The organism is Kitasatospora sp. NPDC001261 (assembly GCF_042896795.1).
In the GTDB taxonomy this organism is placed as follows: Bacteria; Actinomycetota; Actinomycetes; order Streptomycetales; family Streptomycetaceae; genus Kitasatospora.
This window is the reverse complement of sequence record NZ_JBIAXP010000004.1, coordinates 170,721-187,556: the sequence shown is the minus strand read 5'-3', so window position 1 is coordinate 187,556 and position 16,836 is coordinate 170,721. Positions and strand designations below refer to the sequence as shown.

Below are 16,836 nucleotides of genomic sequence, written 5' to 3'. Positions count from 1 at the left end.
TAGACGCATGCCAGTTATCACGACACCGCAGGAATTCGACGTCGAGGACCTGTACGTCGACCTCCGACGGATGATCGGCCGTCCGCTGTACCTCAAGTGCGAGGGCTTCAACTTCGCCGGCTCGGTCAAACTGCGGGCGGCGGGCGAGATGGTGGACTCCGCCTTCCGGTCCGGGGCGCTGCGGCCGGGGATGACCATCGTGGAGAGCTCCTCCGGGAACCTCGGCGTGGCGCTGAGCCTCGTCGCGGCGAGCCGGGGGCTCACCTTCGTCTGCGTCACCGACTCCCGCTGCACCACCGTCTCCCGGCGGCTGATGCAGCGCCTGGGCGCCGACGTGCGGGTGGTGACCGAGCCCGACCCGCAGCGCGGCCTGCTCGGCGCCCGGCTCGACCTGGTCGCCCGGCTGTGCGCCGAGCACCGGGACTTCCACTGGCTCAACCAGTACGCCAACCCGGGCAACTGGACCGCCCACTACCGCACCACCGGGCCGCAGATCGCCAAGGCCTTCCCGGAGCTGGACGTGCTGTTCGTCGGCGCCGGGACCACCGGCACCCTGATGGGCTGCGCCCGGTACTTCCGGGAGAACAACCCGGGGGTGACGATCGTCGCGGTCGACGCCGTCGGCTCGGTCAACTTCGGCCACGAGCCGGGCGGCCGGCTGATCCCCGGCATCGGCACCAGCGTCCGGCCCGCCATCCTCGACGAGTCCTACGTGGACGACACCGTGCTGGTCGCCGAGACCGACACCGTCCGGGCCTGCCGCGCCCTGCTGCGCGAGGGCTTCCTGCTCGGCGGCTCGACCGGCACGGTGCTCAGCGGCGCGGCCCGCTGGCTGGGCGCCAACCGGCCGGACGAGGAGCTGACCGCCGTGGCCATCGCGCCCGACCTCGGCGAACGCTACCTGGACACCGTCTACGACGACGCGTGGGTGCTGGAGTCCTTCGGCCCCGACGCCCTGGCCGCCGAGGCGGCCGCCCCCGGTACCGGCCTCGCCTCGATCGGCCCGACCTCCGTTGGGAGCCTGTGATGACATCGGTCCTGGGGACCTCGCTGCCGCTCACCGCCGGCCAGACGGAGATCTGGCTCGACGTCAACGGGGCCGGCGGGAGCAACGCGTACAACTCGGCCGGCTACCTGGACGTCCGCGGCCCGCTGGACCGGGCCCGCTTCCGCACCGCGCTGGGCCGGCTGGTCGAGGAGGCGCAGTGCCTGCGCGCCCAGTTCCTCGACGTCGACGGCGAACCCCGCCAGCGCCTCCGCGAGGTCGCCGAACTCCCGCTCGACGAGCTGGACTTCGGCGCCGGGCCCGATCCGTCCGCGGCGGCGCTGGACTGGATGCGGACGGACCTGGCGAAGCCCTACGACCCCGCCGGGTTCCCGCTGTTCCGGCTCGCCGTCCTCACCCTGGGCCCGGACCGGGCGCTCTTCTACCTCTCCGTCCACCACCTGCTGTGCGACGGCTTCAGCCAGGTGGTGCTCTGGCGCCGGCTGGCCGAACTGTACGAGGCCGACGGCGGGGACGCCGGCCCGGCCCTGCCCCCGCTCGCCGACCTGCTCGCCGCCGAGGCCGCCTACCTCGGCTCCTCCCGGGCCCGGCGGGACGCCGAGTTCTGGCAGCGCCGGTTCCCCGAGCCGCCCGAGCCCGCCGACCTCTCCCACCGGGAGCCCGCGACGGCCGCGCCGCAGGGCTTCCTGCGCCGCACCGCCGCCCTGTCCGCCGACACCAGCGCCCGGCTGCGCGCGGCCGCCAGCCGCGCGGACGTCACCTGGCCGACCGCGGTGATGGCGGCGGTCGCCGTGTACACCCAGCGGATGACCGGGGTCGAGGACGTCCTGCTGACCCTGCCGGTGACCGCCCGGCCGACCGCCCACGAGCGGTCGATCCCCGGCATGCTGGCCAACTACCTGCCGCTGCGGGTGCCCGTCCGCCCCACTCTGACCAGGGCCGGGCTACTGCGCCACACCTCCAAGGAGCTCGCCCAGGCGCTCCGCCACCAGCGCCACCGGGTCAGCGCGATCCGCCGCGCCATGGGGCTGCGCAGCGACGACCGGCGGCCCTTCGGGCCGTTCGTCAACCTGCTGCCGCAGCAGGCCGAACTGGCCCTCGGCCCGTGCACGGCGCGGGTGGTGAACCTGTCGACCGGGCTGATCGACGACCTGATGGTCACCGTGGTCGAGACCGCCGGGGCCGGCATCGAGCTGCACCTCAACGGCAACCCGGACCGCTACACCGACGCGGAGATCGACGGCCACCTCGCCCGGCTGGTGGAGTTCCTGGACCGCTTCGCCGAGGCCGGGGACGAGCAGCCGGTCGGCGGCCTGGCCGTGGACACCGGGGACCGCGCCGCCTGGGTGCGGGAGTCGAGCGGGCCCGAGCGCCCGGCGGGCTTCGACTGCGCGGTGGCCCGGATCCGCGAACTCGCCGCCCGGCGGCCCGAGGCCGTGGCGGTCGCCGAGGACGGCGGCACGACCACGTACGCCGAGCTGGTCGGCCGGGCCAGCGCCCTCTCCCGCCGGGTCGGCGACGCCGGCCTGGTGGCCCTGCTGGTCACCCCGGGCTCCGACTTCATCGCCTCGGTGCTCGGCGTGATCGGCGCCGGCGCGGCCTACGTCCCGCTGGACCCGGGCGCGCCCGAGGCCAGGACCGTCGCCCTGCTCTCCGACAACGGGATCACCACCGTGGTCGCGGACGCCGCCCACCGGCCGCTCGCCGAGCGGGTGGCGGCCGCCGCCGGCCGACCGGTCCGGCTGCTGGAGGTCTCCGCGCGGGAGCGGGACGCCGCCGACGACCTCGCGCCGGTCCTCGGCACCCCGCTGGACCTGGCGTACGTGATCTTCACCTCCGGGTCCACCGGGGCGCCCAAGGGCGCCATGGTGCACCGCGCGGGGATGGTCAACCACCTGCTGGCGAAGGTCGACGACCTGGCGCTGGACGCGGCCGACAGCGTGGTGCAGAACGCCCCGGTCACCTTCGACGTGTCGGTGTGGCAGATGCTCGCGCCGCTGGTGGTCGGCGGCCGGGTCCGGGTGGTGCGCCGGGAGACCGCGGCCGACCCCGACCTGCTGTTCGCCCTCGCCGACACCGAGGACGTCACCGTCCTGGAGGTCGTCCCCTCACTGCTGCGCGCCGCCCTGGACGCCTGGGACCTGGGCGCCGGCGCTCCCGTGCTGGCCGCGCTGCGCCACCTGGTGGCGACCGGCGAGGCACTGCCCGCCGACCTGTGCCGGCGCTGGACCAGCCGCTACCCGCTGGTCGGACTGGTCAACGCGTACGGGCCCACCGAGTGCTCGGACGACGTCACCCACGCGCACCTCGGCCACGGGCTGCCGGAACACGGCGCCGTCCCGATCGGCCGCCCGGTCCGCAACACCCGGCTCTACGTGCTCGACGACGCCCTGCTCCCGGTCCCCCAGGGCGCGCCCGGCGAGCTGTACGTCGGCGGCGCCGGCGTCGGCCGCGGCTACCTGGCCGACCCGGCCCGCTCCGCCGCCGCGTTCGTGCCCGACCCGTACGGCCCGGCGGGCAGCCGGATGTACCGCACCGGCGACCGCGTGGTGCGCGGCGCGGACGGGCAACTGGTCTTCCTGGACCGCCGGGACAACCAGGTGAAGGTGCGCGGCCACCGGATCGAGCTCGGCGAGATCGAGGCGGCGCTGCGCGCGCTGCCGGACGTCTCCGACGCGGCGGTACGGGCGGTCGGCGGCACCGGCGGGAGCACCCGGCTGGTCGGCTACTGCGTCCCGCGCGCCGGGGCCGTGCTCGACCCGGCCGGGGTCCGCGAGCGCCTGGCCGCCGTCCTGCCGGAGTACATGGTGCCGCCGAACGTCCTGCTCCTGGACGCCCTGCCGCTGACCCCGCACGGCAAGGTCGACCGCCGGGCGCTGCCCGACCCGGCACCGGCCGGCGCCGAGGCCCCGGCCCGGCCGGACACGCCGCGCAGCCGGGCCGAGGAGATCGTCTGCGCCGCGTTCGCCGAGGTCCTCGGCGTGCCGGAGGTCCGCCCCGGCGACAACTTCTTCGAGCTGGGCGGGGACAGCATCAGCGCCATCCTGGCGGTCGGCCACGCCCGCCGGGCCGGACTGACCGTCACCCCGCTGCAGATCCGCACCCACCACACCCCCGCCGCCATCGCGGCGCTCGCCGCACCGGGCGGACCGGCCCGCCCGGCCGCCGCGCCGGACGACACCGGCGAGGTCGAACTCCTGCCGATCGCCCACCAGTTGCGCGAGGACCTCGGCGTCCTGGACGAGCGGACCAGGGAGTACAGCCAGTACCAGGTGCTCACCACCCCGGCCGGCCTGGACCTCGACCGGCTGACCGCGGCCACCGCCGTCCTGCTGGACCACCACGCCGCGCTGCGGTCGCGGCTGACCGTGGTGGCGCCGGGCCTGTGGTCCCTGGAGGCCCTGCCCAGGGGCGCCGTCCGGGCCGCCGACGCCATCCGCCGGGTCGACGTCTCGGCGCTCGCCGACGACCCGGCCGCGCTGGCCGCCGCCGTCGACGAGCAGATCGCCGCGGCCCGCACCGGGCTGGTCCCCGAGGACGGCGCGGTGACCCGGCTCGTCCTGCTCGACGCCGGCCCCGGCCGCCCCGGCCGGCTGGTCTGGCTGACCCACCACCTGTGCGTCGACGGGGTCTCCTGGCGGGTCCTGGTCGCCGACCTCGCCGCCGCCTGCCGGGGCCTCGCCCCGGAACCGGTCGGCACCTCCTACCGCCGCTGGTCGCAGCTGCTCGGCGAGCAGGCCCGCACCGCCGAGCGGGTGCGCGAATTCCCGCTGTGGGCCGAGCAGTCGGCGGCCTCGGAGCCGCTCGGCTCCCGTCCGCTGGACCCCGAGCGGGACGTGTACGGCTCCGCCCACCGGCTCCGGCTGGAGCTGCCCGCGGACACCACCGCGACGCTGCTCGCCGCCGCCCGCCGGGTCTACGGCGGGGAGATCAACGACCTGCTGCTGACCGGCCTCGCGCTCGCCGTCGCCGACTGGCGCCGGCACCGCGACCGCCCGGCCGGCGCCGTCACCGTCGAACTGGAGGGCCACGGCCGCGAGCCGTTCACCGACGAGGCCGAACTCTCCCGTACGGTCGGCTGGTTCACCAGCGTCTTCCCGGTACGGCTGGACCCGGGCGACGCCGGGCGGGAGCCGCTCGACGCGGCCGTGCGCCGGGTGCGGCAGCAACTCGGCCGGCTGCCCGACCACGGGCTCGGCCACGGGCTGCTGCGCCACCTCAACCCGCAGACCGTCACCGCCCTGGCCCGGAACGGCGTGCCGGAGCTCGGCTTCAACTACCTCGGCCGGTTCCGGACCGACCGGGACGAGAGCGCCGGGGACTGGCTGCCGGACGCCCGGCACGCCGTCGTCGGCACCGGGGCGCACCCGAGCATGCCGCTGCGGCACGTGCTCGCGGCCACGCCCGTCACCGAGGACCGGCCGGACGGGCCGCACCTGGTCGCCGACTGGCTCTGGGCCCCGGAGGCACTGGCCGACGCCGACGCCGAGCACATCGCCCGCGCCTGGTTCCGCGCCCTCGAAGCCCTGGCCGCCCACGCCTCCCACACCGAGCAGGCCGTCCCCGGCGAGCAGACCGCTCCCGGCGAGCAGGACGGGGCGGCGGACGGCGAGGCGCTGGAGCTGTCACCGCTCCAGAAGGGCCTGATCTTCCAGACGGAGTTCGACAAGCAGGGCATGAACTCCTACCTGATGCAGGCCGTCCTCGACATCGAGGGGCCCTTCGACCCGGCCGCGCTGCGCACCGCGGCCGCCGCGCTGCTGGCCCGGCACGCCGGCCTGCGGGTGCACTTCCCCGAGCGGTCCGCCGAGGACGCCCGGCAGGTCGTGGCCGCCGCGGTGCCGGTGCCCTGGGAGGAGGTCGACCTGTCCGGGCTCCCCACCGAGGCGGAGCGGACGGCCGAGGCCGAACGGCTGACCGACGCGGACTGGACCCGCGGCTTCGACCTGGCCCGGCCCCCGCTGCTGCGCTTCACCGTGCTCCGGCTGGCCCCCGACCGGGTCCGGCTGCTCTGGACCCTGCACCACCTGCTGGTGGACGGCTGGTCGATGGGCGTGATCGCCCAGGAGCTGTTCACCCTGTACGCCACCGGAGGCGACCCGGCCGTCCTGCCCCCGGCGCCCTCCTACCGGGCGTACTTCGACTGGCTCGCCGCCCAGGACACCGAGGCCGCCCGCGCGGCCTGGCGGCAGGCACTGGACGGGCTGGGCGAGCCGCTGCGGCTCGGCACGGCCGACCGGCCGGGCGACCCGGGGCTGCCCGAGGCCGTCGACCTCGCCCTGCCCGAGGAGCTCACCGCCCGGCTGGTCGCCTGGGCCCGCGCGGAGAACCTCACCCTCAACACCGTCCTCCAGGGCTGCTGGGCGCTGCTGCTCGGCCGGCTCACCGACGCCCCGGACGTGGTGTTCGGCGCAGTCAACTCGGTGCGGCCGCCGGAGCTCCCGGGCATCGAGTCGCTGGTCGGCCTCTTCCTGAACATGCTCCCGGTGCGGGTGCGGCTCGACCCGGACCTGCCCGTCGCCGCGCTCCTCCACCGGATCGACGAGCAGCAGACGGCCCTGCTCGACCACCGGCACCTCGGCCTGGCCGAGGTGCAGCGGATCGCCGGGGCCGGCGAGCTGTTCGACACCGTGTTCAGCTACCAGAACCAGCCGCAGGCCGATGTCGGCCGGCTCAACGCGCTGGTGCCCGAACTGCGGCTGGGCAACGCCCGCACCCGGCTGGCCGGCGAGCGCGGCCTCGCGGTGCTCGCCTACCCGGACACCCGACTGACGCTGAGCGCCCAGTTCCGCCCCGACCGCTACGACCGCGACGAGGTCGTCCGCATCCTGGACCGCTTCGCCCACGTGGTGGAGAGCGTCCTGGCGGCCCCGGACGTCCCGCTCCGCCGGCTGCCCCTGCTCACCGACGAGGAGCACCACCGGATCCTCGGCGACTGGGCCGGACGGGCCGCCGCCGCCCCGCGCACCGTCGTCCCCGCGCTGTTCGCCGCCCAGGTCGCCCGGGCGCCCGAGGCCGTGGCCGTGGTCTTCGAGGACCGCGAGACGACCTACCGCGAGCTGGACGAGCGCTCCAACCGGCTGGCCCGGCTGCTGATCGCCCACGGCGTCGGACCGGAGCGGATCATCGCGCTGGCCGTACCGGACCCGGTCGAGATGACCTGCGCCGTCCTGGCCGCGCTCAAGACCGGCGCCGCGTACCTGCCGATCGACCCCAAGTACCCCGCCGACCGGATCGCCTTCATGCTGGCCGACAGCCGGCCCGCCGTCCTGCTCACCACCGGCGCCCTCGCCCCGCAACTCGCCGGGGCCGACTGCCGCACGGTGCTGCTCGACGACCCGGCCACCCTGGCGGAGCTGGCCGGCCTCCCGGCGCACGCCCCGCAGGACGCCGAGCGGACCGCCCCGCTGCTGCCCCGGCACCCGGCGTACGTCATCTACACCTCCGGATCGACCGGCCGGCCCAAGGGCGTGACGGTCGACCACTCCGGCTTCGCCGCGATGGTGGCGAGCCTGGTCGAGCGCTTCGGCGTCGGCCCGGACACCCGGGTGCTGAAGTTCGCATCGTTCAGCTTCGACGCCTCGGTCTGGGAGCTGAGCCTGTCCCTGCTCGGCGGCGGCACCCTGGTGGTCGCCGACGAGGAGTGCCGGGTCCCCGGCCGGCCGCTGGTCGACCTGATCCACCGCCACCGGGTGAACCTCGCCGGGCTGCCTCCGGTGGTCGCCGCCGCGCTGCCGGACGGCACCCGGCTGCCCGCCGACCTGACCATGGTCGTCGCCGGGGAGGCCTGCCCGCCGCACGTGGTGGACCGCTGGTCCGGGCAGCTGCAGATGATCAACGGCTACGGGCCCACCGAGGCCGTCCTCGCCTCGACGGTGAGCGAGCGGCTGGGTGGCGGCGAACGGCTCAGCGAACGGCTCAGTGGTGGCGAACGGCCGGGTGGCTCGGGCCGGCCCCCGATCGGCCGGCCCACCCGGGCCCACCGGGTCTACGTGCTCGACTCCGCGCTGCGGCCCGTCCCGGCCGGGGTGGTCGGCGAACTCTACGTCGGCGGCAACCTGGCCCGCGGCTACCTGGACCGGCCCGGCCTGACCTCCGAACGCTTCGTCGCCGACCCCTTCGGCCCCGCCGGCGAGCGGATGTACCGCACCGGCGACCTGGCGAGCTGGCGCCCCGACGGCCAACTCGACTACGCCGGACGGGCCGACGACCAGGTGCAGCTGCGCGGCTTCCGGATCGAACTCGGCGAGATCGAGTCCGTGCTGACCGGCCGGCCCGAGGTGGCGCAGGCCGCCGTCGTGGTCCGCACCGACGACGGCGAGGACCGGCTGGTGGCCTACGTGGTCGCCCGGCCCCCGGCCGTACCGGACCCGGCCGCGCTGCGGGAGCGGGTCGCCGAGGCCCTGCCCGAGTACATGGTCCCGGCCGCCGTCGTCGTGCTCGACGCGCTGCCGCTCACCCCGCAGGGCAAGCTGGACCGCCGGGCCCTGCCCGCCCCCGACAGCGCCCCCGCCCCGGCGGGCCGGCTGCCGCGCACCCCGGTCGAGGAGATCCTCGGCGGGATCTTCGCGGACGCGCTCGGCCGGACCGCCGTCGGCATCGACGACGACTTCTTCGACCTCGGCGGCCACTCCCTGCTGGCCACCCAGGTGATCAGCCGGGTCCGCTCCGCCCTGGGCACCGAGGTGCCGATCCGTACGCTCTTCGAGCAGCGGACGGTGGCCGGCGTCGCCCGGGAGCTCGCGGCCGGCGGCGCGGTCCGGCCGCCGCTGCGGCCCGCCCTCCAGGGCGACCGTTCCGGTGAACTATCCTTCGCCCAGCGGCGGTTTTGGTTCCTGAACCGGCTGGAGCCGGGCTCGGCGGCCTACAACGTGACCTTCGCGGTCCGGCTCTCCGGGGCGCTGGACGTCCCGGCGCTGGAGGCAGCGCTGGCCGACCTGGTCGAGCGGCACGAGGTGCTGCGCACGGTCTTCCCGGAGACCGACGGCGAACCCCGCCAGGAGGTCCTCGGCACCGAGGCCTGGACCGGGCTCACCGTCCGGGAGGCCGCCGAGGCCCCGGCGGAGGCCGCCCGCGGCTTCGACCTGTCGACCGAACTCCCGCTGCGGGCCGCCCTGTTGCGCACCGGCCCGGCAGAGCACCTGCTGCTGCTGATCGTCCACCACATCGCCTGGGACGGCTGGTCCGCCGCACCGCTCACCCGGGACCTCTCGCGGGCGTACGCGGCGCGGGCACGCGGTACGGCCCCCGCGTGGGAACCGCTGCCGGTGCAGTACGCGGACTACACCCTCTGGCAGCAGGACCTCCTCGGCGACGACCACGACCAAACCTCCCTGGCCGCACAACAGTTGGCGTACTGGACGGAGAACCTCGCCGACCTCCCCGAGGAACTCGCCCTGCCCTTCGACCGCCCCCGCCCCAAGGTCGCCACCCACCGCGGCGGCACCGTCCCCTTCCGCGTCCACCCCGACACCCACGACCGCCTCGCCCACCTCGCCCGCGACAACGGCGCCTCCCTCTTCATGGTCCTCCAGGCCGCCCTCGCCGCCCTCCTCACCCGCCTCGGCGCCGGCCACGACATCCCCATCGGCTCCCCCATCGCCGGACGCACCGACGACGCCATGGAAGACCTCGTCGGCTGCTTCATGAACACCCTCGTCCTGCGCACCGACACCACCGGCGACCCCGCCTTCACCCAACTCCTCGACCGCGCCCGGGAAACCGCCCTCAAGGCCTACGAACACCAGGACATCCCCTTCGAACGACTCGTCGAAGTCCTCGACCCCGCACGCTCCATGGGCCGCAACCCGCTCTTCCAGGTCATGCTGGTGCTCCAGAACAACACCCGTCCCGAGCTGGCCCTGCCCGGCGTCCGGGCGGCCTTCGAGCCGCCGGCCGCCGACTCGGTCAAGTTCGACCTGAACTTCTTCCTGGCCGAACAGCAGGACGCCGGTGCCGCCCCGGCCGGCATCGACGGCTTCCTGGAGTACAGCGCCGACGTGTTCGAGCCGGCCACCGCCGAGGCCGTGGTCGCCCGTCTGGTCCGGCTGCTCGACCAGGTCGCCCGCGACCCGGGGCTCCCGCTGGGGCGGCTCGACCTGCTGTCCGAGCGCGAGCACCGGCAGGTCCTCACCGAGTGGAACGACACCGCCGGCGGCCACCCGGGCACCACCGTCGTCGCCCTCTTCGAGGCCCAGGCCGCCCGCACCCCCGAGGCCGTCGCCGTCCTCACCGACACCACCGCCCTCACCGACACCATCGCCCTCACCTACGCCGAACTCGACGCCCGGGCCAACCGGCTCGCCCGCCACCTCATCGGCCGGGGCGTCGGACCGGAGAGCACGGTGGCGCTCGCGGCGCCCCGGTCGCCGCACATGGTCGTCGCCCTGCTGGCCGTGCTCAAGGCCGGCGGCGCGCACCTGCCCGTCGACCTGGCGTACCCGGCCGACCGCGTCCGGCTGATGCTCGACGACGCCGCGCCCGTCCTCCTGCTGACCGACAGCGCGACCGCCGGACAGCTGCCGGAGACCGGCCTGCCCCGCCTGCTGCTGGACGACCCGGCACTGGAGCGCGCCACGGCCGCCCTCCCCGGCACCGCCCCCACGGACGCGGACCGCACCTGCCCGCTGCTGCCCGACCACCCGGCGTACGTCATCTACACCTCGGGCTCCACCGGCCGGCCCAAGGGCGTGCTCGGACTGCACCGCGCCCTGGTCAACCGGCTGACCTGGTTCGCCGAGGAACTCCCCGAGCAGCGGGAGGCCGCGATCCTGGCGAAGTCGCCGGTCAGCGTCATCGACGGGATCACCGAGCTGCTGGCGCCGCTGCTGTCCGGCGGCTCGACCGTCCTGGTCGACGCCGACACGGCCCGGAGCGTGCCCGAGCTCGCGGCGGCCACGGCCCGGCACGGCATCGCCCGGCTCACCGTCGTGCCCAGCCTGCTGACCGCCTTCCTGGACAGCGCCGAGCCAACCGCCGTCGCGGGCTGCGCGGTCTGGATCTGCAGCGGCGAGCAGCTGCCCGCCGCCACCGTCCGGGCGTTCCGGCAGGCCCTGCCCTCGGCCCGGCTGCTCAACTTCTACGGCGCCTCGGAGGCCGGTGCCGTCGCGACCCGGGGCGAGGTGTGCGCCGGGCCGGACGGCGCCGACACCCTGATCGGCCGTCCGATCTGGAACATGCGGGCGTACGTGCTGGACGACGGACTGCGGCCGGTGCCCCCCGGCGTGGCCGGCGAGCTCTACCTGGCCGGCGCCGGACTCGCCCGCGGCTACACCGGACGACCCGGCCTCACCGCCACCCGCTTCCTCGCCTGCCCCTACGAGCCCGGCTCCCGGATGTACCGCACCGGCGACCTCGTCCGCTGGACCCCCGACGGCCACCTCGTCTACCTCGGCCGCGCCGACACCCAGGTCAAGATCCGCGGCTTCCGCGTCGAACCCGGCGAGATCGAAGCCGTCCTCACCACCCACCCCACCGTCCGCACCGCCGTCGCCATCGCCCGCACCGACGGCCCCACCGGCCCCACCCTCGTCGCCTACGTCACCCCCACCCCCGGCACCGCACCCGACCCCGCCGCCCTGCGCGACCACACCGCCGACCACCTGCCCGACCACATGGTCCCGGCCGCCGTCCTCGTGCTCGACGAACTCCCCCTCACCCCGAGCGGGAAGATCGACCGCAACCGGCTGCCCGCCCCCGACTTCACCCCCGCCGCCGCCCGGCCGCCCCGCACCCCGGCCGAGGAGCGCCTCTGCGCCCTCTACGCCGAGGTCCTGGCCCTGCCCCGGGTCGGCATCGACGACAGCTTCTTCGACCTCGGCGGCCACTCGCTCCTGGCGACCAGGCTGGTCAGCCGGATCCGTACGGCACTGGGCTCGACCGTCTCGATCCGGGACGTGTTCGAGGCGCCGACCGTGGCCAGGCTGGCCGGCCGCCTCCACCGGGACCGCTCCGCGCGGCCCGCGCTGCGGCCCGGACCGCGCCCGGCCGCTCTGCCGCTGTCCTCCGCCCAGCGGCGGCTGTGGTTCCTGAACCGGCTGGAGCCCGGCTCGGCGGCCTACAACATGGCCTTCGCGGTCCGGCTCTCCGGGGCGCTGGACGTCACGGCGCTGGAGGCGGCGCTGGCCGACCTGGTCGAGCGGCACGAGGTGCTGCGCACCGTCTTCCCTGAGACCGACGGCGAGCCCCGCCAGGAGGTCCTGGGCACCGAGGCCTGGACCGGACTCACCGTCCGGGAGACCTCCCCCGCCGAGGCCCCGGCGGAAGCCGCCCGCGAGGCCGGCCGCGGCTTCGACCTCGCGACCCGGCTCCCCATCCGCGCGACGCTGCTGCGCACCGGCCCGGCGGAGCACCTGCTCCTGCTGATCGTCCACCACATCGTGGCCGACGGCTGGTCCGCCACCCCGCTGGCCCGGGACCTCTCACGGGCGTACGCGGCCCGGTCCACCGGCACCGCTCCGAGCTGGGAGCCGCTGCCGGTCCAGTACGCGGACTACACCCTCTGGCAGCAGGACCTCCTCGGCGACGACCACGACCAAACCTCGCTGGCCACACAGCAGTTGGCGTACTGGACGGAGAACCTCGCCGACCTCCCCGAGGAACTCGCCCTGCCCTTCGACCGCCCCCGCCCCAAGGTCGCCACCCACCGCGGCGGCACCGTCCCCTTCCGCGTCCACCCCGACACCCACGACCGCCTCGCCCACCTCGCCCGCGACAACGGCGCCTCGCTCTTCATGGTCCTCCAGGCCGCCCTCGCCGCCCTCCTCACCCGCCTCGGCGCCGGCCACGACATCCCCATCGGCTCCCCCATCGCCGGACGCACCGACGACGCCATGGAAGACCTCGTCGGCTGCTTCATGAACACCATCGTCCTGCGCACCGACACCACCGGCGACCCCGCCTTCACCCAACTCCTCGACCGCGCCCGGGAAACCGCCCTCAAGGCCTACGAACACCAGGACATCCCCTTCGAACGACTCGTCGAAGTCCTCGACCCCGCACGCTCCATGGGCCGCAACCCGCTCTTCCAGGTCATGCTGGCCCTCCAGAACAACACCCAACCGTCCCTGGACCTCCCGGGGTTGACGGCGACGGAGCAGCCGGTCGGGGCGGACGGCGCCAAGTTCGACCTGTCCCTGGCCGTCACCGAGCGCCGCCGCCCGGACGACTCCGCGAGCGGCTCCCCGGACGACTCCGCAGGCGACGCCACGGGCGACTCCGCGGCCGGTCTCGTCGGCACCCTGGAGTACAACGCCGACGTGTTCGAGCCGGCCACCGCCGAGGCCCTGGCCGCCCGCCTGGTCCGGCTGCTCGACCAGGTCGCCCGCGACCCGCGGACGCCGCTGTCCCGGCTGGACGTCCTCACTCCGGAGGAGCACCGGCAGGTCCTCACCGAGTGGAACGACACCGCGGCCGACGACGCTTCTCCCGCCGGCACCGCCACCACCGTCGTCGCCCTCTTCGAGGCCCAGGCCGCCCGCACCCCCGAGGCCGTCGCCGTCCTCACCGACACCACCGCCCTCACCTACGCCGAACTCGACGCCCGGGCCAACCGGCTCGCCCGCCACCTGGTCGACCGCGGGGTCGTCCCGGACCGGCCGGTGGCCCTGTCGCTGCCCCGGACGGCGGAGATGGTGGTGGCGCAGCTGGCCGTCCTGAAGAGCGGCGCCGCCTACCTGCCGGTCGACCCGGCGCTCCCGGCCGACCGCGTCCGGCTGATGCTCGACGACGCCGCGCCCGTCCTCCTGCTGACCGAACTCGCCATCGCCGCACGGCTTCCGCGCACCGGCGTGCCCACGGTCGCGCTGGACGACCCCGAGGTCGACGCCGCGCTGGCCGCCCTCGACGGCCGGCCGCTGACCGACGCCCAGCGGGCCGCCCCGCTGCACGGCTCCCGGCTGGCCTACCTGCTCTTCACCTCCGGCTCCACCGGGCGGCCCAAGGGCGTCATGGTCGAGCACCGGTCACTGCTGAACCTGCTGGTGTCCACCCGGGAGCGCTTCCCGCTGGAGGCCCACGACCGGCTGCTGGCCGTCACCACCTGGTCCTTCGACATCTCCGGCCTGGAGGTCTACCTGCCGCTGCTGTCCGGCGCCGGGCTGGTCGTCGGCGCGGAGGGCGTCGCCCTGGACCCGGCCGCGCTGGCCGCCTCCCTCGAACGCGACGGCATCACGATCATGCAGGCGACCCCGGCGCTCTGGCAGGAACTCGTGCTCCACCGCCCCGAGTCGGTGCGCGGCCTGCGCGTCCTGATCGGCGGTGAGGCGGTCCCGCCCGCCCTGGCCGACGCCCTGGCCGCCCGGGCCGACACGGTCACCAACCTGTACGGGCCGACCGAGACCACCATCTGGTCCACGGCGGCCGGGCTGGCGGGCGACGGGGTCGTGACGCTGGGCCGCCCGATCCGCAACACCCGGGCGTACGTGCTGGACGACGGGCTGCGGCCGGTGCCCCCGGGTGTGGCCGGCGAGCTGTACCTGGCCGGTGCCGGACTCGCCCGCGGCTACGCCGGACGCCCCGGCCTCACCGCCACCCGCTTCCTCGCCTGCCCGTTCGCACCCGGCGAGCGCATGTACCGCACCGGCGACCTCGTCCGCTGGACCCCCGACGGCCGACTCCTCTACCTCGGCCGCGCCGACACCCAGGTCAAGATCCGCGGCTTCCGCGTCGAACCCGGCGAGATCGAAGCCGTCCTCACCACCCACCCCACCGTCCGCACCGCCGTCGCCATCGCCCGCACCGACGGCCCCACCGGCCCCACCCTCGTCGCCTACGTCACCCCCACCCCCGGCACCGCACCCGACCCCGCCGCCCTGCGCGACCACACCGCCGACCACCTGCCCGGGTACATGGTCCCCGGCGCGGTCGTGGTGCTCGACGAACTCCCGCTCAACCCCAACGGCAAGATCGACCGCAACCGCCTCCCCGCCCCCGACTTCACCCCCGCCGCCGCGCGCCGCCCCCGCAACCCCGTCGAGGAGGCCCTCGGCGCGCTCTTCGCCGAGGTCCTCGGCCTCCCCGAGGTCGGCATCGACGACAGCTTCTTCGACCTCGGCGGCCACTCGCTCCTGGCGGTCCGGCTGGTCGGCCGGGCCCAGTCGGCCGGCCTCCGGCTGGCGGTGGCGGACGTCGTCCTGCACCGCACCGTCGCGGAACTGGCCAAGCGGGCCCGCCCGACCGCCTCCGCCGAACAGTCCGCGGACGCGTTCGCGCCCGTCCTGCCGATCCGGCCGGACGGCGACGCGCCCCCGCTGTTCCTGGTGCACAGCGGACTCGGCTTCAGCCTGCCCTACCTGGGCCTGGCCCGGTACCTCGATCCGCGCTACCCGCTGTACGGCCTCCAGTCGCCCGCGCTGGACGCCGCCGCCCCGCTGCCCGAGTCCATCCGGTCGGTGGCCGAGGACTACGTCCGGACCATCCGGCGGCTGCGGCCGCACGGCCCGTACCGGCTGCTCGGCTGGTCCTACGGCGGCGTGCTCGCCCACGAGATCGCCGTCCGGCTCCAGGAGGCCGGCGAACAGGTCGACTTCCTGGCCGACCTGGACGGCTATCCCGGCCGCACCGGCCGCGGCGAGAGCGGCCAGGACGACCGCGAACTCCTGCTGCGCGCCCTGGAGGCGCTCGGCCACCGGCGCGACGAGCTGGCCGGCCCCGGCCGCACCCGCGCCGCCCTGCTCGACCTGCTGCGGCGCGAGGCCGGCCCGCTGGCCGACCTCGACGAGGAGTCGCTGCTGCGGCTGCTGCGGCTGTCGCGCCACCACGGCGCGCTGATGGAGCGCTTCACCCCCGGCCGGTTCACCGGGGACCTCCACCTGTTCGCGGCCGCCGAGGAGTGGACCGCGGACCAACTCGCCGACCAGACCGGCCGATGGGAGCCGCACGTGAACGGACGGGTGGTCGTCCACCGGATCGCCGCCGGCCACGAGTACCTGATGCACGCCGGTCCGCAGGCCGTCATCGGACGGCTCGTCGACGCCGAGCTGCGCCGCCTGGACGGGAGCCCGGAATGCTGACCGCCGTCACCCCCCGCCCCCGCTCGGCGCCGCTCGCCCTGCTCCTCGAATCCGTCACCGTCGCCGGACGGCGCCTGCGGCGGCTGCGCCGGGCACCCGGGCGGCTGATCGGCATCGTGATGAACCCGCTCATCTCGATGATCGTGCTCGGCTACCTGTTCCAGGGCTCGCTGTCCTTCTCCGGCCGCGGCAGCTACCAGGAGTACATCTTCGCGGGCGCGGCCGCCCAGGTCGGCCTGGCCGGGATCGGCCCGACCGCGGTCGCCGTCGCGGCGGACCTGCGCGGCGGCCTGGTCGACCGGTTCCGCAGCATGCCGATCTCCAGACCGGCCGTCCTGGTCGGCCACACCCTCGGGGACCTGGTCGTCGGGCTGATCGGCCTGGCCGTGGTCACGGCGGCCGGCCTGGCGTTCGGCTGGCGCCCGCACAGCGGCGTGCTGCCCTTCCTCGCCGGACTCGCCCTGCTCACCGCCTTCATGTACGCGATGCTCTGGGTCGGCCTGATGCTCGGGATGTTCTCCCGCACCATGGAGACCATCAATGTCGTCGCCGGGCTGGTCACCGTCCTGCTGACCTTCCTCTCCAACGCCTTCCAGTCCGTCGACCGGCTGCCGGGCTGGCTGCGGCTGGTCGCCGAGTGGAACCCGGTCAGCGCCGTGGTGACGGCCCTGCGGCGGCTGTGGGGCAACCCGGACGCGGCCGGCAGCGCCGCCACCCCGAGCCTCTCGCTCACCATCGCCGCCTCGCTCGGGACCGTCTTCGTCGTCACCGTGCTGCTGAGCCTGCGCCGCTACCGGTCCGCGGTCTCCTGACCCCGCC

3 protein-coding genes are annotated in these 16,836 nt (G+C 75.6%); all 3 read left to right on the top strand.

All coding sequences use genetic code 11. The annotated features are described in order from the left end of the window. The first annotated feature begins 7 nt into the window (after positions 1–7). The 3 genes from sbnA to ACFY4B_RS07655 are packed head-to-tail and all read left to right on the top strand — an operon-like array spanning position 8 to position 16,829. On the top strand, positions 8–1,027 hold the full coding sequence (gene sbnA / locus ACFY4B_RS07665; protein WP_049658253.1) for a 2,3-diaminopropionate biosynthesis protein SbnA: 1,020 nt from the start codon (positions 8–10) through the stop codon (positions 1,025–1,027). Next, positions 1,027–16,017 carry an amino acid adenylation domain-containing protein gene (locus ACFY4B_RS07660; protein ID WP_387966808.1) on the top strand — a complete coding sequence of 4,997 codons (14,991 nt, stop codon included), beginning with the start codon at positions 1,027–1,029 and terminating at the stop codon, positions 16,015–16,017. The genes sbnA and ACFY4B_RS07660 overlap by 1 nt, the downstream gene beginning before the upstream one ends. Further along, entirely contained in the window at positions 16,011–16,829 is an 819-nt protein-coding gene (locus ACFY4B_RS07655) for an ABC transporter permease (protein WP_049649277.1), read from the top strand. Before ACFY4B_RS07660 ends, ACFY4B_RS07655 begins: the two co-directional genes overlap by 7 nt. Positions 16,830–16,836 lie beyond the last annotated feature (7 nt).